We start from the raw sequence: 21,522 nt of genomic DNA on the forward strand, positions 1-21,522 counted from the left end.
GATGGGTATTATACCCTTTTAAACAAGGATGAGATGAAAGAAAGCGGGTCTATGGTTTACCGGTTTTTACCAAAGGTATTTTTAAGGGCACCTTATTATAGCTTCAGTGGTTATGATCTTTCGCGATTGCCAGAGGTACTTCAGGAGCAGGCTTTCCTGAATGCAGTATTTCTGGCGAGTGCCGGGTTTTATCACTTGCTGGAAAAAAAGGAATTTGATTTTGACAGGTTAACAGATAAGGAGAAGCATACCCTATCTAAATATTACAACCGGATGTGTTTCAGGTCTACACCCTTCGGTAGCTTTTCGTCTTTTACTTTGCTAAACTGGGGAAACGGTGGTCAGGTGAGGCTCTCTGGGGCAGATGAGTCGCTACTTCACCTGTTGCCAGACCAGGCAATGTTAAGGGAACTGAGAACCAGGGCGGATAGCGATCTGGCTGAAACGTTGATGGTTAACCCGATGTTGTACAGGTTTAATGATGTTTTGCGCTACACGAAATCAGCTTTGGATGATCGGGGCAAGTTTAACTTTTCCCTCCAGGGTATAGCTGCCGAAAAATTCAATGTGAATCTGCTTGCATTTTTAGCTTCAAAAAAGGTGTCAAAAAAAATGGCATTAAGCTGGGTGATTGAGCGTGGTGACTGTTCGGAAGAAGAAGCAGCAGATTACATTGGTTTTTTGCTTGATGCAGAGGCTATATTTGCTGCCAGTCAGGGCGGAGTCATTGATCAGGAGTTGATTCAGGATTTCCCCGGCTTACCCGGCTGGAAAGATTTCTGGAGAGATAATACTAAAACCGCCTTATCAGAAGGTGTATCCCTATCGGCCTTGGCCCGGGATATCACCAGGATTGGGGCTGATCCAAAACTTAACAAAGAACAGCCCTTTTATGCAGCCCTGGAAAGGCCGGTTAAGGTTGGAGGGCCTGATAGCGCCCAACAGGAAGAGCTCTCCCGTGCAATCCGTATTTTACAGTTATTAAACGTGGTGGAGCAGCCTGCTGATCTGTCACGCTTTATCCGGGATTTCCGGTCTCGCTTTGATCAGGAAAAGGTGCCTTTGCTATTGGCGCTGGATCCCGATAGCGGCCTGCATTATGCGGATATGGAACCGTCCATGACTGAGCAGGATGTCTTAGCGAATATGCCGTTTGCTAACGGTAAAGAAAAAAACAGGAGCCTTGCCTGGCATTCCACGCAGCAGTTTATCTTCAGACTGTGGGTAGGGGATACCCTCCGCGACCCCTGGGCGCCCTTACAAATCAGAGAAGATGATGTGGCCAGGCTTGAAAATGAAGTAGGACCTGGTTTGCCTTTGCCGCAGACGCAGGCACTGATGTACCGCTCGACAGGAGAATACCTGATTATGGAGAGTTCGGGCGGAGTTACTGCCACCGCGCTTATCGGCAGGTTTTCATGTTTTAGTGACAGCGTATACCGGCTATGCCGTGAACTTGCTGAAATTGAAGCTGTAGCGAATCCCGATATTGTCTTTGCCGATATCGCGCAGCAGTCTGATAGCCATGTAGATAATATCAATCGCCGCAGACCGATTTATGATCATGAGGTGCCACTTAATGTATATTCTTCGCAGCCGGCTGAAAACCTTGTGCTTCCAGCAGATCTCCTGCTTTCCCTGAAGGGAGAGGAACTGATACTGGAATCCGCTAAATTGAACAAGAGGGTAATACCCCGCCTGGCAACTGCCTATAATTTTCGCAATAACCATTCCCCGGTTTTCAGGCTTTTATGTGATCTGCAGTTTCAGAGCCTGCAAGCAGGACTTTCATTTAGTCTTGAAAACTTTTTCCCGGGCCTGAATTATTATCCACGGGTTTGTTATGGAAAAGTTGTTCTTTGCCTCGCCAAATGGGTTTTCAGGGATGCTGATATCGCACACTTATCCATAAAGGATAATCAGGTTTTGGTTCAAGCCCTGGATATCTTCCGCAAAAAGCATCATCTGCCTCGTCACATCTCTTTGGGGGAAACAGATCAGCAACTGGTGTTTGATCTGGCCGACCCTGCTGAAGCCAGGTTTTTCCTGCAGTGCATTGAAGGATCAAAGCGCGTGACGATTCAGGAATACCTATTGCCTGACAGGTCTGTACTTGCTGGTAAAAAGCCGGTTGCCGGACAAATGGTCGCTTTCCTGGCTCACCAGAATAATATTTATAAGCCTTTTAAAAAGGAAAATATCTCTATCAAGGGCGAAAAGCAACGTGATTTTTTACTGGGAAGCGGCTGGTTATACTTTAAAATTTTTTGTATCCCCCGTGCCTCGGATGAAATCCTTACGAACGTGATCTTCCCTTTTATCAAAAGTCAGAAAAAGCGGATCAAAAAGTGGTTTTTCATCCGCTATAACGAAAATGGTTATCACCTGCGCCTGCGTATAATGGCAGCCGAAGATGATTTGGGAGCGATAATAGTAGCCTTGCGTAAAAAAATTGAATCATCAGGACATGAGAAACTCATCCGGGATTTTCAGGGAGATACCTACCGCAGGGAGATTGAGCGGTATGGCGCTGCGCTCATAACAGAGGTTGAGTACCTTTTTTACGCAGGGAGTAATCTTGCAGCAGCTGTCTTAACCTTAAGGCGGAAAAGAACGCTTGAACTTAGCGAATTTGAACAGGCGATGTTTACGGCCTATCACATGATTACTTGTTTTTTGCCGTCTCTGGCGTCTATCACGGAATACCTCTCAAAGATAGCCGGACGCTTTATGGCTGAGTTTAATGGCGGTAAACCCTTGAAAGTTGCAATGGATGTCAAGTACCGGGAAATGAAATCGGTTTTGGCAGACTTATCCGAAAGCTGCGCTTTATCAAAACATCTTTCGCCGGTTTTAAAGCAAATGTCGGTTCTAAATGAGCTTACAAAAAAATATTCGAAGGATAAAAAAATGGAGCTGTTGGCAAATTTGGTACATATGCAACTGAACCGGACTTTTTCCGTCAACCAGAGGCAGCAGGAATTGCTGGTTTATTATTGCCTGCAAAAGTACATGGCCTCGCTCAGGGCCCGCGAAAAATCTTTGAGTTAGCGATCGCTTTTGTCCCTTTTACTAATCAGTAAAGTTGGCTGAATTTTTTCCCGGAAGGATGTGCGGTAGGTGCTACCGATTGGGATGCTAACCTCCCTGGTCAATCTTACCTGGCCGTATTCCAGAGAATTAATGACTGCATGGTTGATGATATAGGACTGATGGATCCTGGAAAAACTTTCGGTGGGCAGTTTGGAAAGGACTTCTGCCAGAGTAAGGTAAGTGGTCACTTTTTCATCATTCATATGAATAATGATATAGTTGCCAATGTTTTCAATATAAAGAATCTTCGAGATCGTGATCCGGTTAAACTTACCTTTGACGTTACTTTTAACAAAAAAGAATGGATTAATACTGGCCTGATCTCTCGCACTGCTGATGTTTGAGCGTACCCGGGTAACCGCCTTTAAAAACCGGGTGTAGTTGATAGGCTTTAACAGGTAATCTAATGCGTTTTTCTCAAAGGCTTCCGGCGCATATTCCCGGTAGGAGGTTGTGAAAATAATGTTGCTTGCAGAGCCGATAAGGTCAGCCACATCAAGGCCATTGAGTTGGGGCATGTCGACATCTAAAAGGATAATATCAGGTGTGGTAATCTTACACAGTTCTTCGAGCGCTAGCAGCGGATTAGTAGAACTGCCGGCAAGTTCGAGGCCCGGCGTTTGGTTGATATATTTTTCGAGTATCTCTATCGAATGATATTCATCATCAATAATATAGCAGGTTAAGTTCATAATTGAAGCGTTAAATTGAGTTCGTAAAAGCCCCCGGGCTCATCGATTTGCAGCTGGTAGTTGCATTTATAAAGTGCATCCAGGCGCAGCCGGATGTTTTGTAGGCCTACTGCTTTCCGCATGCGGGGATGTTCGTTTTTTGATTTTTTCAGGTTCCGGCTGTAAAAAGTTAACAATCCATTTTCGTCTACTGTCAATTTCAGGACGGCGGGTGAATTAACTTCTGTCAGGTTCCCATGCTTGAACACGTTTTCAGTCAGCGTAAGCAGGATAAGGGGGATTATTTTATAGCTAGCGAAATCACCAGCCCTCTGCAAATTAAGATGTAAGGGTTCTTTGAACCGGTAGCGGTTGATCGCGATGAGGTTATCGATCTGTTCAACTTCTCTACCTAGTTTAATCTTTCCATCAGGATCTGCTTCTTCCAGGCTAAACCGCATGATCTCGGACAACAGCCAGATACATTGCGCGGCATCATCTGAATATTTTTGTGTGCTGTTGTAAACAAAATTGAGTGCGTTGAAAAGCATGTGCGGGTTAATCTGTTGTTGGAGGTAAGCGTTGCGTGATCTGGTAAGTTGAGTTTCCAGCTCTGCGTTGTCTTTTTCAATAAGTAATTGACGCTTTTCTGCTTCCAATACTTGTCGCTTATATTGGGTAGCATACTTCGCTGAACAATAAAATATTGCTAACAAGGTGAAGTATACAGCCCGGGCAATATTTCGTGGAAAAAACTTGTGGATAAATATAAATGTATTGTATTGCGAAGGTTGGGGATTTCCCAGCGAATAATCAGCTAAGCCTTTCATAATTAGGTAAAGGACAAGCAATCCCAAGTATGACAAGAAACCTTTGAGGTAATTAAGTCTCGATCCTTTTAAAGTAAAATTTAATACTAAAAGGCAAGCATAAAATAGCGCAATATTTATGCTGTAAAACACAACGTATATCAGCGGCCTTTCCAGGGATTCTAGTTGATAGTATATTATCGCCAACTCATACGCTATAAAAAGCACCCAAAATGAAGTGTGGATTATTATTGTCTTTATCGTCAGCGGACTGAACTTCAATCTTATCAAATCTATCATCACAGCTAATGTTTTACCTACGAATTCACTTGAATCTGTAATAAATTATATGATTAATTCTTAGACTCTTAATTTAACATTAAAAATTAAAATTATATGAAATCAAACAGACTTCCGAAAAAAAGCACGCAAGTTCTTACACAGTACAAATCTCTAACTAAACATGGTAAGAGAATTGAGACTGACACGACTACTATGACAACTACAATCATTTCAAGTTCTCATATTGTCAACCAATAAGAGAACGGTTAACTAACGCACCGGGAAATTTTTTTGGTATGCTTAAAAATGAATTGAAGGATATAGAAGAAATATTATTTGAACAGAAATATTCCGACAGCAATAGAATAGTTCAGATTGATATTGAAAAATGCTTTAGTCAAATTCATAGGGCATGGGAAAAGGTTATATTTTCCGATATACCAGAAAATAGTCTGGTGCGTTATTTTCATTATCACCTCGAGGTGATCACAAATATTTCTGATAACTTATATAGGTTAGAAATAGACGAAAAACTTATAGTTCCGCAAAGTAAGCTTTTAGAGCTTATCGACCATTTGCGAAAATATTACTCAAACTATTTCAATGAAAATGTATTGGCACCTTTAATGTATCATCAAAGGTTAATGTGTCAACTTTCCAACAGTATCAGTTATATCCGGCAAAGACTGCAGGCAAGCAACCTGAATGCTTCTCTAATTACCTGTCTCGTAAAATGGTTCGATTTGATGTCTGAAGATACTGATATAATAAAATTTAATTTTTGCTCGCTGCATTATTTCGAATATGTAGTTAAGCGATTATCTTCAATTGATTACGATTCAGAAGACGCAGAGACATCACTTGTTTCTCTGCTTGTTCGTTCAAATTTTAATAATCTTACTTTTCTTGTTTACTACCAAGATTATGTGGGGATTGCAATTGGCGATTTGAAAGACAGTCACGAGAAACTCAGGTATTTGGTTGAGCAGAAAGCAGAAGTTTTTTTATCGCCTGAAGTAAAAAAATTAGCATATGACCATACATGGCCTCCATTAAAAACAATGATAACGGATTGGTTGCAGGAAGAGATTTTGCTGACTAAAAAATCTGCATGTAATAAAAATGCAGTGGCAGTGCCCAAGATACCGCTAGCGATGTCAGTCGCACACCTGTCCTGCCTGATTCGGTTACTCTACGAAGAAAGTGTTTTCGCCACGCAGAACCTCCAGTCCATTTTCAAAGGTTTTGCCGGTTATTTTCAAAGCAAAAGACAAGTCATAATTTCGCCCGGAAGCTTGAGCAAAGAATTCTACAGTATTGATCAGCATACAGCTGCACGTGTGCGGGATTTATTGCAGCGCATGATCCAGCGGATCAACCGAAATTTTTTTCCTATGGTCTTTGCAATAAATGCAACAGTCCTTTCTTATCTAAGTATGCGCTGAGTTCCCCCAACCAGCTGTAACTAAATCCTTTTTTATTTATCAGTTGTTCAGGCAGAACAGATGTGATGTCGTTTAGCGTGCTGACATTCATGGTATCACAAGCCCTGCGAAAATTAGAACTAAAACCAAGTTTTTCAATCGGGATATCTAGTATGTCCTCCTTTTCCATATTTTATTGGTATTTGAAACATAATAAAGATACAATTTTGTTTCTTATAAGATGTATCTAATATGATGTTTCTTTTTAGAAGTACCTTTGGCGCATCATTTTGGTTTACTTTATCCTATGAGTAGAGCCAAAAACGATCAGAACAGCGAGAATATTAAGCAGGTTTTAAAATTGGTTGGCGAACGGATTCGTTTCCTTAGGGAAGCTAAAGGGGAACGCAACTATGAAAAATTTGCTTTTAAGCATGACCTTAACCGCACGCAGCTCTGGCGGTATGAGAATGGGGAAGATCTGAATTTTTCGTCTTTGCTCAAGGTCCTATCGGCATTGGATATAAGCCTTGCGGAATTTTTCAGCGAGGGTTTCGATCAATGAGCTAAGTGATCGCAGAGATGATAAATGAGCCAGTAATGAAAAATTAGGGGAACTGGCATATTGAACATAATTGATAGCTGAATGCTGCGATTAATTAATATCTTAGTTGTATAAATTAACGTAGCTATGAATTTCTTTAAAAAACTATTTTCTGCTAAAAGCGAAAAAAATCAAAATGAAACTGATCAGGAAACACCTTTTAAAGAGATCGTTTCTACCGAGTATTTTGATGAAAGATATGATGAAGATTTTATAAAGCCCGAAATGCTTGAAGGCTGTCTGAAAATGATTGAAGGCTTTGCTGTTGCTAACAAACTAGACAGAAAGGTTGAGTCTCCAATAAATCATCCATTAAATCTGGATCAGGCGGTTGAGGATGGATTTGGTTTCGAATTGTATTGTAAAGCGCTTAATTTAGGAAAGACAGATTCGGCTATGATGCTCGCCTATGCTTTTAGCGATTTTCTGATTAAACGTTATGGCTTTAAGCTATTTCATGATAAAAAACCTGAATATCCATTGAGAGGTATGACGCTAAAGTATGACCGGGAAGGAATGTTGCTATCGCTTTATCCATTTGAATATGCTGTTAAAGTTTTGAATTATGAAGCCCGTTTTGAAGATTTGGTAATAAGGCTGGAGTCAAACCTAAAAAGTTTGCCAGAAGTGGATGATGTATTGAAGCAATTTTTAAACCCCAATAAAGGGTAAGTTGTGTAAAAGGAAGAATTTATTGGAAGAGATATTGAAAATAGTTTGGTTAATTAACAGTTTGTTTAAAAGAATATTCTGCTAAATATAAAAATGGCACAAGAATCTTTGTACGATAAGAGAAATGTCATTAAAACAGCGCTTTTTTAAATAAATTCTCAATTATAAATGGCTTATAAATTAATAATTGTATATTTGCAGCCTCGAAAGGGCGTAGTTATTTAGCTGATTATTAACTAAAAGGTGCGTTACTTTCGGTAAAGCCATAGGAATAAGGCTTTTTTTAATTTTGAAGACAACCTAAACAACCTGAATGCTTAATTTAGTACTCTTTGGCCCTCCGGGGGCGGGTAAAGGCACCCAATCTGAAAAACTGATTGAAAAATATCAGCTGGTACACGTTTCAACAGGCGATCTTTTTAGAGCACACGTTAAAGGTGAAACCGAATTAGGAAAAAAAGTAAGTCAGTTGTTGGCGGATGGAGAATTGGTTCCGGATGCAATTACAATTGCCATGCTTGAAGAAGAAGTAGACAAAAACCCTGATGCAAAAGGATTTGTGTTCGACGGATTTCCACGCACTGTTCCACAGGCAAAAGAACTTGATTTATTTTTAGAGCGTAAAGGCAGCAAAATTGCAGGCGTTATTGCTTTAGATGTTGATCAGGAAGAATTAACAAAACGTATTGCTGAGCGCCAGAAAATTAGTGGCCGCCCGGATGATGATGCTGAAAAACTAAAAAAACGGATTTCAGAATATTTCGATAAAACCATCCACGTATTACCTTACTATGAAGAACAAGGTAAATTAAGCAAAGTGAATGGCATTGGTGAAATTGAAACCATTTACAGCAATCTTTGCGAGGTGATCGATCAGTTTAGCAACGGTATCGAAGTTAAATAAATAGCTGCAAAGCAAAATTAGTATAAAGAAGTATCGGACTAATTTTTTCGGTACTGCAGTATAAAAAACATCAGAAGAGTTATAATGTTAAAGCGTTATAACTCTTTAATTTTAACGGAACTGTGGTTGTAGCAGGTTAACGTTAAAACATTAAAACATTCAACAATAATAATATGTCACAGGGTTCAAATTTCGTAGATTATGTAAAAATCTGTTGCCGTTCTGGTAAAGGTGGGGCAGGTTCGGCACATTTACATCGTGATGTTTTAACTTCTATGGGTGGTCCTGATGGTGGTGATGGTGGCCGCGGCGGTCATATCATTGTTAAAGGAAGCATTCACATCTGGACATTATTACACCTTAAATACCGCAAGCACATTATTGCTGAAGATGGTGGTGCCGGTGGCAGTTCGCATAAATCAGGCAAGCAAGGTAAAGATGAAATATTAGAAGTACCCCTTGGAACCATTGCCCGCGATGCGGAAACCGGAGAGGTGCTTTTTGAAATTACAAAAGATGGCGAAACCAAAATCTTAACGGCCGGCGGTCGTGGAGGATTGGGTAATGCACACTTTAAGAGTCCAACGCAACAAACACCGCGTTTTGCCCAGCCAGGTGAGCAGGGACAGGAAGTTTGGAACATTCTTGAACTAAAAGTTTTGGCAGACGTGGGTTTGGTAGGCTTCCCGAACGCGGGTAAATCTACACTACTTTCGGTAGTATCTGCAGCTAAGCCCGAAATAGCCGATTATCCATTTACTACCATAGTGCCAAACCTGGGCATTGTAAGTTACCGTGGTGGCAAATCGTTTGTAATGGCCGATATTCCGGGTATTATTGAAGGTGCTTCACAAGGTAAAGGTTTAGGTTATCGCTTTTTACGCCACATTGAACGTAATTCGGTATTGCTTTTCATGGTTCCGGCCGATACCAGCCGCTCGATTAAAGAAGAGTACGAAATTTTAAAAAGAGAGTTGGAATCGTACAACTCCGAATTAATGCAAAAACCGCACGTACTGGCCATCACCAAATCAGATATGCTGGATGAGGAATTAATGGCAGAAATGAAACAGGATTTGCCAAAAATACCTGCTATTTTTATTTCTTCGGTTGCAGAAAAGAATATTCTCGAACTGAAAGATATGCTTTGGAAGGCGATTGAAGGCTAAATCCCATTCTTATTTTAGGTCAAAAACCGGCTCCTAACTTCTGCCGTTGGGATCATGCAGCTCTCTGTTCGTCCGAATAAGCTATAACGTTTTTTAGCAAAGGCGGTGTAGAACCAGTTCCTGATAATGTTTGGAATCAGATAGGCCAGATTAATTAACGGCGACCACCAGACATTCAGATTTTTCAGGATGTAGAGTACAGCTCGGGATTGGGTTAAAAACCCGTTTTCCCTGACCACAATAATGCTGTTGAGCCTTTCAAAATCAGTTTTGTACTTTTCGCTTAACACCGCTGCAGTACCACTCTGTAGCGGTGCAAAATTAAACTGGTTGCGATGATCGTATGCAATAACATAATTGATATAACCATTACAGAAATTGCATACTCCATCAAACAGGATAATATCTTTCGGTGTATTTAAAACAGGTTCCATGAAATTTGGTGGTTAACAAAATAAATTGCCGGATAGGTTGCCATAAATGCCCAGAAGAAAGCGTTTAGTCCCATAATTACTGCTGTAAAAAAGTGGAAGATAAATCCCCATACCAGAAATATCAACGCAAACGGCCAGGGTAGAAACAGGCATAGCGGAAAAATCGTTTCCATAATGATGACATTCCAGCATAGAAAAAGATTGGCTGCGGGATATTTCTGCAAGAAAAGCGTTGCCTTTTTTGAACCGTATGTTTTGGTTGAAAACACGTCTTTTATCGCAGTGCCCGACCGCCATTCAGCCGATACGAGTTTGGCAATGCCTGCAACTGCGTATGAAAGGCAAGCCTGTAATGCAATAAACCAAAGTCCGATGTCCCTTAACTTATTACTGGCAAGTGCTGGCATATTGCATAAAATAAGGGTAATAATAATCAGCATACTCATCTGATCGGAACCATCGCTTCCGTAATGCGTAACCAATGAGGCCAGGAGTAAGCTCAGCCCTAATAAACTGATCAATACCCATCCAACTGTACTTTGTAGCGGAAAAAATAACAGACCAGTAATAAGTAAACATCTGATTAAAAACAGCATCGCCAGGCCGGGAACACTAAACAATTTGAAAAACGGTTTCAGCAAAGGACTTTGATTCTCTTTAGTCCATTTTAACTGCATCACATTCCAGGATAACAGCCCTTTTGTAGAAAATATCTGTACTTTTTTGAGGTATTCTAAGGTAGAGATCAGTAAACCCACACTGAGTATGATCAATACAATTTGCGATATGTTGTTAAATAAAATCATGGCTAAATTTGATGAAAAACAGATAACAGGATTAATGATGGAGTCGTTTCTTTTTGATAACCCGCCGATTCGGCCAGCATAAACTGGCGGTAGCAATTCTCTGTATGTTTTTTATAGTGGCTAACTGCATGCAATACAATAATGTAAGGCGTAGAGAACATGAGTAAATTTAAATTGCCTGTTTTTTCGCGGTAAGATGGGATACTTGAAACAAGGCTCTGTACCACATCTGAGAGGATTTTTTTATCCCGTTTTTCGGGGTTCCATAACCACGACCAGAATGTGCGTTCTTCAGTAATATCCATTTCATGCCATTCGGTATAACTGTCATCTGTCTTGTCTCTGAATAACAGATGATAGTCTCTTTTGCCTGGATGGGGCGCGAAAAATGTCCATAATGGAATCAGGTTAAAGAGGTCGATTTTATATCTGATGAACCAGGATACTCCGGTTTCTTTGAACTGGCATAATATGGTGGCTAAAAACCAGCAGGCCAGGATAACGGTTATTACAAGTTCGTAAATTGCCGTAGGTGTTAATTTCAACATCATCATTTTTAAAATAAGATTGTAGAAAAAGGGAGGACAGCAGAACTGCCCTCCCCAAATAGTTAATTGAACTTTTTACGGAGTTCGATCAGTTTATCTAACGATAAGCCATTGTTGGCCTCTTTAGAAAGATCGCTGATTTCTGCTTCGTTCAACGCATTGGCTGCGCCCACAGCTTCGGCTACTTGGGTAACTACCGGTGTAGCCTTAACGGTTACTTTTACTGCTTTTACAGCAGTACGTGCTATTGCTGTAATAAATAGGGGGGCTGCTGAATTTGATTCAACAATTTCATTGTCGCCTTGTAAATCGGCGATTAGTGCATCAAGGATTGCTAGTTCTGCCTTGGATAAGCCTGATTTTGCCATTTTGTTTTCTTTTTGAGGTAAATAAATAATTGTTTATGTGCGTTGGTTTTGAAGCTTCGTTTGCACAATGTAAAGTTCAGGAGGAGATGGTTTTGATGCCAGCGTGATAATACCTAATCAGAAAACTAAGTATTTCTACGTAGTATTAGGATAAAATGCAGGGGTGTTCGGGCGTAATAAAGGAAGGAAGGAACTTAGTCTATAACGCCGTTTTTGATGGCAAACATCACTAGACCAGCGGTATTGCGCACGCCTGTTTTTTCGATTATGCGCATTCTGATACCTTCCACAGAACGTGGACTTAAGAAAAGTTCGGTGCCGATTTCACTGGCTGTTTTCTCGTCGCAAATCAGTTTTAACACGTCGAGTTCGCGTTCTGAGAATTCTATTGTCTGGTCAAGCGAGAGTTTGGAGGTGCTTTTAATGGTAAGTTTTTTGAGCAAGGCTTTAGTTACAATATCGTTAAAATAATAACCGCTTTCATGTACGGAGTAAATGGCCTTTCTGATTTCTTTTGGATCGGTATTTTTGAGTAGATAACCATTGGCACCGTTTTCCATCAGGTGAATGATAAATTTAACATCATCATACATGGTAACAACCAGTATTTTAATATCGCTTTCGTATTTTTTCCGGATCAGCTTGATGGCTTCGATACCGTCCATTCCGGGCATTTTGAGATCCATCAAAATCACGTCTGGTTGTACCTCTTCGAGTTTTTGCATCAGTTCATGCCCGTCTGATACTTCAAATATCACTTCAAGGTTTTTATCGCGTGTGAAACCAACTTTTAAGCCATCTCTAAAAATGCTGTAATCGTCTGCTATAGCTATCCTTATTTTGGCCATGGTTACTTTATTTAATCTTTTAAAATTAGTTAATTTTCTATAAATAGACGGTATAAATTACATTCTAATACTACTTAATTGTATTAATTATTTGTCATTTGGTTTTCTTTCCCCAACTGGTATTTTTAATTCGATCTGGTAATGGCCAGCCTGTTCCGAAAAATTAAGACCGGCTTTAAGCATGATCATCCTGTTCTGTATGTTTTTTAAACCCAGGCCATCTTTAGTGAACCGGAGTTCTTCGAACTGATTTTGGGTAATTCCGTTTCCGTTGTGTGTAATGGTAAAGATCAGCTGGTTGTTTGTGCTTGCCGAAGAGATATGGATATTGCTGGCCTTCGCATGCTTGTTAATATTATGGAGCAATTCCTGAACAACCCGGTAAATGCTAATGTCGTCAGGGCTGGCTTTGGTATTGTGTCTGTCCTGGAGATCTAAGCTAATGTTAATTAAACTGCTATGGCCAATCTTATCGCAGAAGTGACTAATTGCTTCTTTAAGGCCCAGTTCCTGCAAGATGTTGGAGTGCAGGTTATGTGATATGCCCCTGATTTTGCTGATTCCCTCATCGAGCAGGCTTTTGCTTTTGGCATACATTTCCTTACTGGTTTCATCACAATTATCGAGGTTAATTCCATAAAAATGCAAACTGGATGCTCCGAGTATGGCTCCCACTTCATCATGAAGTTCTTCGGCAATGCGTAGCTTTTCCATTTCCTCGCTTCTTACAGCTGCAGCTATCAGCTGATTTTTTTGTGCATTTTGCAGCGCTTGTAAATTCATTTTGTACTGAAGTTTTTTGCGCTGCATAAAAATAAAAATGAGCAAAATGCTAATAAAAAGCATCAGCATACCAGCCATACCTGCCATTAACATTAGGGTAATCTTATTGCTTTCCTGATTCATAAAAACCTTTTGCTAAAAACAGGTTTAAAATAATATACGATATGTTGTGCACGCTCCACAAACTTATGGCAAAGCGCTGAAAGCGTATAGTAAGCTCATTATAGAGCAGGAAAATGAAAAAATTGAGGGCTACAAAAATGCCCAGGCCGGTAACAATCCAAAAAACGTTATCCGTAATCTTTGTGCCTATGTTATCGTTTATTTTAAACAGGTAATACTGTAATACATAAAAAAGCAAGAGCGCGGCCTCGATTGAAAGCAACCGATTGCTGAATTTCCAGTAATCGAAAAAGTTTTCGAAAAAAGTAAAGTTGATAATCATAAAGAGCGTAAAACAGACAGGCACAATTTTTTTAACCTTAACCAAAAAAGGCTGCTGAAGATGGATAAAAAATGCACTGAACAGATAAAAACGCACCGTTGAATGCAGGTTATAAAGAAAGTTGTTGGAGTTGTAATCTGCTGGCAGCAACATCCTGAATTTCCAAACCAGATCTATAGCGAGGTTAATAATCAATGCCGCCCATACATAAGCAACAACCAGCTTAAGTTTTGCTGGTTGTTGCTTAACCATTAAAATGGTTATTGGGGTAAATAGTGCCCATACTTCAGACCAATCGAGAACTAATTGGAATATTTTTAGCATCTGAGGTGAGGGTTGTTGCTTTAACTTATTGTTGCCGGTGGCGAAGGATTGGTTTTAATTGGATCGGGATCGTTGCTGAACAGCAATTCTACATCTCCGGTATCAATCCTTTTAAATCTTTTTACATTGTAAAGTACATGTCCCTGCGCTAAATTGGGGATAAATACAAGATAATCTGGCTTATCGCCATTTACATCAGGCGTGTTAATTAATAACTGGATATCGGCCAGGGAAATGAGGTTATTACTCATGATGATCGGGCCACTAAGATCAAGGGCACTATTGTTGTAAACCTCCAGTTTATCGAAATAACTACTGTATTGGTTGGTGTCGGCCATATAACCATAGGCAATCAGCTGTAAAGGCTTTTCTTTTTTATCGGTGTCGGGGAAAAAATAGCAGAATACAAATTGATCAATGCCTGGGGAATTTAAGATCATAGACTGGATTGTGCTAATCTCGTACTTGAGCCAATAAAATTTTTGGGTTTGTTTTTCTTTAGTGAGCATAATTTTTAATGTATTTGTAATGATATAAATGTATACAAATAATGTATTTAAAAATATACTTGTTAAGTAAAACTTTGAATACTGTTGTAAATCTTGAAGGTGTACTGCTGTTTAATAATGTAAATAGGCCATTGGGGCCCTTTAATAACGCGCCTACAACAGGATTATGAGTAAATAAAAGATATAATTGATTGAAGTATCAATTGCGAAAGTTGTCGATCAGAAGGCCTAGCCACTCTTTAAATAACACATCCCAGGTGCCGAAAGCACCAGGATCTGGGATGATAAAATCGTCGAAATTGTAATCTGCCTGGCCTGCATAATTGGTGGGCAGATAATCTAGGCCATCGCCAAAAAAACGTTTAAAAATTACCTTTGTTCTGGGGATATGCCATGCAGTGGTGACCACTACAATTTTCGCATCAGGCACGGTTTTCTTTATTAGCTCCAAACTAAATTTGGCATTTTCGATGGTATTTCTGCTTTGGTTTTCGATAAGTACTGCACTATCGGGAATGCAGATCTGGTGCAGGAATTTTTTAACCAGATCGGCCTCTTTTACCTCGTTGTTAACCAGACTGGCGTTGCCACTGGTAATTAATATCTTTTTAACCCTGCCTTGCCGGTAAAGTGATAGCGCCTGAAACAGGCGATCGCTGTGGCCGTTCAGCTGTATTTCATTGTTACGCTTGTTTAAACCCGAAAAGCCACCTAGCACAATGGCTACATCGTAGCTTTTCTTTTGCGTAGGGTATGCAGGTTCGTACAAGTTAACTGCTTTTCCGGCCAGAAACGGATTAGAGAAAAACAGCAGCACCAATCCGGATGCAATGAGTAATTTCTTTCTTGGTTTATCCTTTTTGGCTAAAATAGCGGCAACCAGCAAAACGCAAAACCAAATAAATGGCTTGATCAAAAACAATAAAACTTTGGAGAGGATAAAAATCATGATTTGCAGACTGGAGCTGCAAAACTAAGATTTTAATCTGCTTTACCGCAATTATCCCTGACCTTCCTGCACCTGTCCGTTTTTATAGGCGTCATCTAATATTTCTTTCACATCAGATTTACGCTTTTTTTCTATTTTATGTTTAAAATGTGGCACTTCGTGTTCAACAATATCATTTTCGATGGCTTCAACACCAAATACCTTTTCTTTTAAAAGGTTATATTTATCCTGAAAGCCATAGCGCAGGTTTTTGGCTTTGCCTGCAATTTTGCCACGGGTACCAGCGCCGCTATCGGGAGCAAATAAAACACTGATTACGGCACCTGCCGCTAAACCTGCAACTAATGCGAGTGCAACCTGAACATTGTTATCGGACCTTTGCGTTAAATATTTTCTGATTAACTTTCTGTATTTCATAACATCACATTTCGAAAAAGAACAAATGCCGTGAAATAATGTTTCAAAAAAATAACTAAAAATAAGATTAAATAAGATTGAGGAATAATTGTCCAGAGGATAAAATTATTTGTAAAAGCCACAGATTTACAGATTTTATGCCTGGAACTTATTTTTAATAGCACAGTTTGCCCGGGTAAAATAAACCTGACAGCAGCGGGCATCCCGATTCATCGGAATAAAGCGAATGGCAGGGCTACCGTTAATAGTTGTACAGACCCTGCTTTTCAAAAAAAATAATGCAGGTAAGTAAGGTAGAGATATGGCTGGGTACCCTTCAATCAGGAAATATTTGTTAAGTTTAGCGTTTTTAAGAGCTAAATTAATATGGTAAAAGCAACAATAAACCGCGAGCATTATGCTTGTTCGGTAAGCAACGGATCGCATGAAATTATAGCCGACGAGCCGTTGGAATATGGAGGTACCCACCAGGGGTTTGCACCCAAAGGGCTGCTGATGGCTTCGCTGGCATCATGTGTGGCCATTACTTTAAGGATGTATATTGACCGGAAAGGCTGGCCGGTTGACCGGATTGAGGTTGAAGTTAACGTGGATACCGAAAACGGCGAGACTATTTTTTTGGAAGAAATTACCTGTACAGGTGTGCTTACTGAGGAACAAAAATTACGACTGGAAGATATTGCAACAAAATGCCCGGTGAGTAAGATTTTGGCTGCAGGTAATGAAATCAGATCAAAAGTGCTTTAACCCTAACGGTGCAAAACTCGGTTATACATTGATGAAAAGCTTTAATATCTTTGTAGTTCCCCTGATTTTTTAAGGAGTAAAAATATTTATGCCTACCGAAATAAAATGCCCCAACTGTGCCCATGTTTTTCCGATGGAAGAAGCCATGGCCGAAGATTATAAAAAAGAGTTGCGTGAGAAGATGGTAACCTTTACCAAGCAAAAGGACGAAGAATACCAGCGTAAGCTTGCTGCTATAGAAAACGAAAAACAACAGCAGCAAAAGGCGTTTGATGTTAAACTTGCTGAAGAAAAGGTTAAACTGAAAGATGATTTGGAAGGCAACCTGCGTAAAAGTATTGCAGCCGATTTTGAAACCAAGCTGCAAATGCTGGAAGGTAATGCAAAAGATAACGAAGAGAAATTGAAGCTTGCCCGCGAAAAGGAACTTGAATTTTTAAGACGCGAGCAGAGCCTGAAGTTGAAAGAGGAAGAAATGGAACTTGCCTTTCAGCGTAAAATGCAGGAACAACGCAACGAGTTGGTAGAGCAGATTAGAAAGCAGGAGGCTGAAAAAAATAGTATCAAAGAAACTGAACACCAGTTGCGTTTAAAGGAACTTGAAAAGCAACTTGACGACCAGAAAAAACTGGCCGAAGAAATGAAGCGCAAAGCAGAGCAGGGCAGTATGCAGTTGCAGGGCGAGGTACAGGAGCTGATTTTGGAGGAGCTGTTGCGCAGCAATTTTCCTTTCGATTTGATTGATGAGGTAGGCAAAGGCGTACGTGGAGCAGATTGTGTACAGGTGGTACGCAACCAGTTTGGACAGGAGTGTGGCAAAATTATATATGAAAGTAAACGTACCAAAGATTTTGGTGGCGACTGGATTGAAAAGCTGAAAAAAGACATGCGCAGCATGGGGATAGATGTTGCCGTGATTGTGAGCCAGTGTTACCCTAAAGGCATGACCAGCTTTGGCCAGCGCGATGGCGTTTGGATTTGCTCTTTCGAAGAAGTAAATGCCGTAGCTTATGTTTTGCGCGATGGGATTCTGCGTTTAGCGAGTGCGATGAAATCGCAGGAAAACCGGGGCGATAAAATGCACATGTTGTACGATTATTTAACTGGAGTAGAGTTCTCGGAGCAGTGGAAAGCCATTCGCGAAGGATTTATGAGTATGAAACTTTCTATACAGCGCGAACGCGATGCGATGGAGCGTTTGTGGAAAGCCCGTGAAAAACAACTTGAAAAAGTGCTTTTAAATGCCACACACATTCGTGGTTCTATTGAAGGTATTGCCGGTAGCGACAGCATTCAGTTGAGTTTAACGGATGAGGATGATGCGTTACTTTTAGAATAAGTTGTCGCAAATATTTGACTTACAGGTTATTATGGTATGGTTCGTGGCTACACGAGCCATGGCTGTTTTGAGTATTGCGAGATATGAATTATATTTAATTAAATACTTTTCGACGTTGCACAAACCAAAACTAATGTGATATATATACGTAATAATAAATAAATGATAAGATGAATAAGAAACCAAACCAATTCTTTAACGGCATTAAAATCCTTACTTTAATATGCGCTATGCTATTTTTTGGGGATGTTTTCGGGAACGTTCCCGGAATGGAATTGAAATCGCCGGATGGCAATCTGGTAGCCAGCTTTGCTTTGGCTGATGGGGGAGTACCTACCTATAGCTTAAAGTATAAAGGAAAAGACGTGATTAAAACCAGCAAGCTTGGTTTAGAACTTAAAGAGGGTAAATCTTTATTAAACGGCTTTGAAGTAACTGATACCAAAACCAGTACGTTTAACGAAACCTGGAAACCGGTTTGGGGCGAGGTAAAAGAAATTGTAAACCATTACAACGAACTGGCCGTTACCTTAACCCAAAAGGAAAGCAACCGCTTTATTGTGGTGCGTTTGCGTTTATTTAATGATGGCCTGGGCTTCAGGTATGAATTCCCGGAGCAGAAAAACCTCGATTACTTTGTGATTAAAGAAGAGCGAACGCAGTTTGCTTTGGCCGGCGATCATAAAGCTTTTTGGTTACCTGGCGATTACGATACGCAGGAATACAGCACAGTAACGTCGAATTTATCGGAAGTGCGTGGCAAAATGAAAGCTGCGGTAACACCTAATGCATCGCAAACCACTTTTTCGCCTACAGGTTTGCAAACACCTTTAATGATGAAGAGCAAAGATGGATTATACATTAATATCCATGAGGCTGCTTTGATCAATTATTCGTTAATGTCGCTAAATCTCGATGATAAAAATATGATTTTAGAGTCGTGGTTAACACCCGATGCGGTTGGCGATAAAGGTTATATGCAGGCGCCTTGCGTATCGCCATGGCGCACCATTATTGTGAGCGATAAGGCTGGCGATATTTTAACTTCAAAACTGACTTACAACTTAAATGAACCCACTAAATTTAAAGATGTATCGTGGATTAAGCCAACCAAGTATGTAGGTGTTTGGTGGGAAATGATTACCGGAAAAAGTACCTGGGCGTACAACGATTTAACCAGTGTACAATTGGGGGTAACCGATTATTCGAAAACAAAACCTAACGGAAAACATGCGGCCAATACAGCACATGTAAAAGAATACATTGATTTTGCAGCCAAAAATGGTTTGGATGCGGTTTTGGTTGAAGGCTGGAATGAGGGGTGGGAAGACTGGTTTGGTAAAACGAAAGATTATGTTTTCGATTTTGTAACGCCATACCCCGATTTTGATGTACAGGAATTGCACCGCTATGCAGCAAGCAAGGGCATTAAAATGATTATGCATCACGAAACCTCCTCTTCGGTACGTAATTACGAACGCCATTTAGATACGGCCTACAAGTTTATGAAAGCCAATGGGTATGATGCAGTAAAAAGCGGTTATGTGGGTAATATGATACCAAGGGGAGAGCACCACTATGGTCAGTGGTTAAACAACCATTATTTGTATGCTATACAGAAAGCCGCAGAATATAAAATTATGGTGAATGCCCACGAGGCAGTTAGACCAACAGGTTTGGCACGCACTTATCCGAATTTAATCGGTAACGAATCGGCCCGTGGTACAGAGTACGAAGCTTTTGGTGGTAACAATGCCGACCATACTACCATTTTACCTTTTACCCGTTTAATTGGTGGACCAATGGATTATACCCCTGGTATTTTCGAAACGAAGGTAAGTGCCTATAATCCTGCAAATACTTCTTTTGTGCACAGTACGCTGGCACGTCAGCTGGCTTTGTATGTTACGATGTATAGTCCGCTGCAAATGGCTGCCGATTTACCTGAAACTTACAACAAGTACATGGATGCTTTCCAGTTTATTAAAGATGTGGCCGTTGATTGGGATGATACCAAGGTGTTGGAAGCAGAACCTGGCGATTACATCACTTTTGCGCGCAAAGCAAAAGGTAAAAACAATTGGTTTGTTGGCCGTACCAACGATGAGGTGGCGCGTACTTCGAAAATAGATTTCAGCTTTTTAGATCCGGGGAAGAAATATACGGCAACCATTTATGCTGATGCAAAGGATGCACACTATGAAACCAATCCGAAAGCGTATACCATCCGCAAAATAGAGGTGACCAGCAAAAGCAAACTTAGCCAGTATTGTGCACCGGGTGGCGGTTATGCAATTAGCATTATGGCCAAATAATTTCTCTGTGGTGTCAGCTGTTACCAGCTGACACTGAAAGTTATTTTTTTGCCACAGATGCCACAGATGAACGCAGATAAGATTTTGTATCCGTTTTGTGGTGTCAGTTGTTACCAAATGACGCTGAAAAGTTATTTTTTGTTACAGATAAACACAGATGAGATTTGCTTGTCTGTGTTTTTTTATTTCTGGTCCATTTTTTGGGTTTTAAATGTGTTTGTTTGGTGGTTATTCAGGGTTTTTGCTTAGTTTTTACTTAATTAAGGCGTTTTTGTGTATTGAATTGATTCATTGTTAAGTTTTTGTTAAAGAAACATGATAAAAATCATAATTTCCTGTGCTTGTAAGTGATTTTGTAATATATTAGCGACATAACAACCAAACCTTCTAATTATTATCAAAATGGCACGACCCAAAAATCATATCGAACTTCAATTTTTAAGCGAACCCTCTGACGTAAACTATGGAGGCAAGGTACATGGGGGGATGATGATGAAGTGGATTGATCAGGCAGCTTTTGCCTGTGCCTTACAGTGGAGCCAATCGTATTGTGTAACTGTATATGTTGGGGGGATCCGTTTCTTCCATCCGGTACACATTGGCCATTTGGTTAAAATGGATGCACGCATTATTTACACGGGCAAAACCAGTATGCATATTGCTGTTGATGCCTACTCGAAACCTGTAGGGAAAATTGATTTTGTGAAGAATACGCATTGTATTATTGTTTTTGTGGCAGTTGATGATAACGGAAATCCGCAACGGATACCTGAATTTAAACCTAAAACTGAAAAAGAAATTGCCATGCGGGGCTACGCCGTTAAACTAATGGAGCTGCGCAAAAGCATTGATAAGGAAATGGAACCTTATATCGTTTAGCGGATGGCAAATTTAACCACCGAGGAACAAAGGTAAGGCACAGGGGTCACGAAGTTTTAAATGCTGTGAGCCTCTTTGTGTGCTTAGTGTCTTTGTTGTAAAAAAATGTTTCTTGTAATATGTAAAGTGAGATAAAATCGCTTTGCTATTTAAGCACTCGTTAAAAACGAGCGCAAGCTGCAA

Annotated in this window: 22 protein-coding genes; 10 read left to right on the plus strand and 12 right to left on the minus strand. The window is 40.2% G+C overall.

Annotated elements, in window-relative coordinates; translation table 11 throughout:
- The first annotated feature begins 33 nt into the window (after window positions 1-33).
- Entirely contained in the window at window positions 34-3,051 is a 3,018-nt protein-coding gene (locus tag BLR37_RS07020; protein ID WP_090766300.1) for a lantibiotic dehydratase, read from the plus strand.
- Here BLR37_RS07020 and BLR37_RS07025 read toward each other — a convergent pair.
- Together BLR37_RS07025 and BLR37_RS07030 are read right to left on the minus strand one after the other, a co-directional pair.
- Window positions 3,048-3,785 carry a LytR/AlgR family response regulator transcription factor gene (locus BLR37_RS07025; protein ID WP_090766303.1) on the minus strand — a complete coding sequence of 246 codons (738 nt, stop codon included), beginning with the start codon at window positions 3,783-3,785 and terminating at the stop codon, window positions 3,048-3,050. The two genes, BLR37_RS07020 and BLR37_RS07025, sit on opposite strands and share 4 nt — an antisense overlap.
- Window positions 3,782-4,594, minus strand: coding sequence for a sensor histidine kinase (locus BLR37_RS07030; RefSeq protein ID WP_167356563.1), 813 nt, complete (start codon window positions 4,592-4,594; stop codon window positions 3,782-3,784). The genes BLR37_RS07025 and BLR37_RS07030 overlap by 4 nt, the downstream gene beginning before the upstream one ends.
- A 557-nt stretch (window positions 4,595-5,151) precedes the next feature.
- Between BLR37_RS07030 and BLR37_RS07035 the strand changes: the two genes are divergently transcribed.
- The 5 genes from BLR37_RS07035 (at window position 5,152) to obgE (ending at window position 9,628) form a co-directional block, all read left to right on the plus strand.
- The gene (locus tag BLR37_RS07035; protein ID WP_090766309.1) at window positions 5,152-6,300 is read left to right on the plus strand and encodes a hypothetical protein; all 1,149 of its coding nucleotides are present in this window, start codon (window positions 5,152-5,154) and stop codon (window positions 6,298-6,300) included.
- A gap of 286 nt (window positions 6,301-6,586) precedes the next feature.
- Window positions 6,587-6,844 (plus strand): helix-turn-helix domain-containing protein, encoded by a 258-nt coding sequence (locus BLR37_RS07040; protein ID WP_090766312.1) that lies wholly within the window; start codon window positions 6,587-6,589, stop codon window positions 6,842-6,844.
- 126 nt (window positions 6,845-6,970) lie between these two features.
- On the plus strand, window positions 6,971-7,555 hold the full coding sequence (locus BLR37_RS07045) for a hypothetical protein (RefSeq protein ID WP_090766315.1): 585 nt from the start codon (window positions 6,971-6,973) through the stop codon (window positions 7,553-7,555).
- Window positions 7,556-7,868: 313 nt separating this feature from the next.
- A complete protein-coding gene (locus BLR37_RS07050) occupies window positions 7,869-8,459 on the plus strand; it encodes an adenylate kinase (RefSeq protein WP_039479914.1) in 591 nt (196 codons plus the stop codon).
- Between the two features lie 173 nt (window positions 8,460-8,632).
- Window positions 8,633-9,628, plus strand: a complete 996-nt coding sequence (gene obgE, locus BLR37_RS07055; RefSeq protein ID WP_039479915.1) for a GTPase ObgE — start codon at window positions 8,633-8,635, stop codon at window positions 9,626-9,628.
- 14 nt (window positions 9,629-9,642) lie between these two features.
- Here obgE and BLR37_RS07060 read toward each other — a convergent pair whose 3' ends face one another.
- The 10 genes from BLR37_RS07060 to BLR37_RS07105 form a co-directional block, all read right to left on the minus strand.
- Window positions 9,643-10,062: a thiol-disulfide oxidoreductase DCC family protein gene (locus tag BLR37_RS07060; protein ID WP_090766319.1), complete on the minus strand. Its 420-nt coding sequence runs from the start codon at window positions 10,060-10,062 to the stop codon at window positions 9,643-9,645.
- Entirely contained in the window at window positions 10,047-10,868 is an 822-nt protein-coding gene (locus tag BLR37_RS07065; RefSeq protein WP_090766322.1) for a hypothetical protein, read from the minus strand. The genes BLR37_RS07060 and BLR37_RS07065 overlap by 16 nt, the downstream gene beginning before the upstream one ends.
- A 2-nt stretch (window positions 10,869-10,870) precedes the next feature.
- Window positions 10,871-11,422, minus strand: coding sequence for a hypothetical protein (locus tag BLR37_RS07070; RefSeq protein ID WP_143009546.1), 552 nt, complete (start codon window positions 11,420-11,422; stop codon window positions 10,871-10,873).
- 56 nt (window positions 11,423-11,478) lie between these two features.
- Complete coding sequence (locus BLR37_RS07075) at window positions 11,479-11,784, minus strand: hypothetical protein (RefSeq protein WP_090766328.1); 306 nt, start codon at window positions 11,782-11,784, stop codon at window positions 11,479-11,481.
- A gap of 194 nt (window positions 11,785-11,978) precedes the next feature.
- The gene (locus BLR37_RS07080; protein WP_090766331.1) at window positions 11,979-12,632 is read right to left on the minus strand and encodes a response regulator transcription factor; all 654 of its coding nucleotides are present in this window, start codon (window positions 12,630-12,632) and stop codon (window positions 11,979-11,981) included.
- A gap of 87 nt (window positions 12,633-12,719) precedes the next feature.
- Complete coding sequence (locus BLR37_RS07085) at window positions 12,720-13,538, minus strand: sensor histidine kinase (protein WP_090766334.1); 819 nt, start codon at window positions 13,536-13,538, stop codon at window positions 12,720-12,722.
- Window positions 13,519-14,184 (minus strand): hypothetical protein, encoded by a 666-nt coding sequence (locus tag BLR37_RS07090; protein ID WP_143009547.1) that lies wholly within the window; start codon window positions 14,182-14,184, stop codon window positions 13,519-13,521. Before BLR37_RS07090 ends, BLR37_RS07085 begins: the two co-directional genes overlap by 20 nt.
- A gap of 20 nt (window positions 14,185-14,204) precedes the next feature.
- Window positions 14,205-14,624 carry a hypothetical protein gene (locus BLR37_RS07095; RefSeq protein WP_143009548.1) on the minus strand — a complete coding sequence of 140 codons (420 nt, stop codon included), beginning with the start codon at window positions 14,622-14,624 and terminating at the stop codon, window positions 14,205-14,207.
- 268 nt (window positions 14,625-14,892) lie between these two features.
- The gene (locus tag BLR37_RS07100) at window positions 14,893-15,642 is read right to left on the minus strand and encodes a YdcF family protein (protein WP_090766343.1); all 750 of its coding nucleotides are present in this window, start codon (window positions 15,640-15,642) and stop codon (window positions 14,893-14,895) included.
- 51 nt (window positions 15,643-15,693) lie between these two features.
- Window positions 15,694-16,059: a YtxH domain-containing protein gene (locus BLR37_RS07105; protein ID WP_090766346.1), complete on the minus strand. Its 366-nt coding sequence runs from the start codon at window positions 16,057-16,059 to the stop codon at window positions 15,694-15,696.
- A 366-nt stretch (window positions 16,060-16,425) separates the two neighbouring features.
- Between BLR37_RS07105 and BLR37_RS07110 the strand changes: the two genes are divergently transcribed.
- The 4 genes from BLR37_RS07110 (at window position 16,426) to BLR37_RS07125 (ending at window position 21,339) form a co-directional block, all read left to right on the plus strand.
- Window positions 16,426-16,806, plus strand: a complete 381-nt coding sequence (locus BLR37_RS07110) for an OsmC family protein (RefSeq protein WP_090766349.1) — start codon at window positions 16,426-16,428, stop codon at window positions 16,804-16,806.
- A gap of 88 nt (window positions 16,807-16,894) precedes the next feature.
- Window positions 16,895-18,145 carry a DUF2130 domain-containing protein gene (locus BLR37_RS07115; RefSeq protein WP_090766352.1) on the plus strand — a complete coding sequence of 417 codons (1,251 nt, stop codon included), beginning with the start codon at window positions 16,895-16,897 and terminating at the stop codon, window positions 18,143-18,145.
- Between the two features lie 170 nt (window positions 18,146-18,315).
- A complete protein-coding gene (locus BLR37_RS07120; RefSeq protein ID WP_208599611.1) occupies window positions 18,316-20,460 on the plus strand; it encodes a glycoside hydrolase family 97 protein in 2,145 nt (714 codons plus the stop codon).
- A gap of 402 nt (window positions 20,461-20,862) precedes the next feature.
- A complete protein-coding gene (locus BLR37_RS07125; protein WP_090766358.1) occupies window positions 20,863-21,339 on the plus strand; it encodes an acyl-CoA thioesterase in 477 nt (158 codons plus the stop codon).
- The last annotated feature ends 183 nt before the right edge of the window (window positions 21,340-21,522 follow it).

This window comes from Pedobacter soli (assembly GCF_900101435.1).
Lineage (GTDB): Bacteria > Bacteroidota > Bacteroidia > Sphingobacteriales > Sphingobacteriaceae > Pedobacter > Pedobacter soli.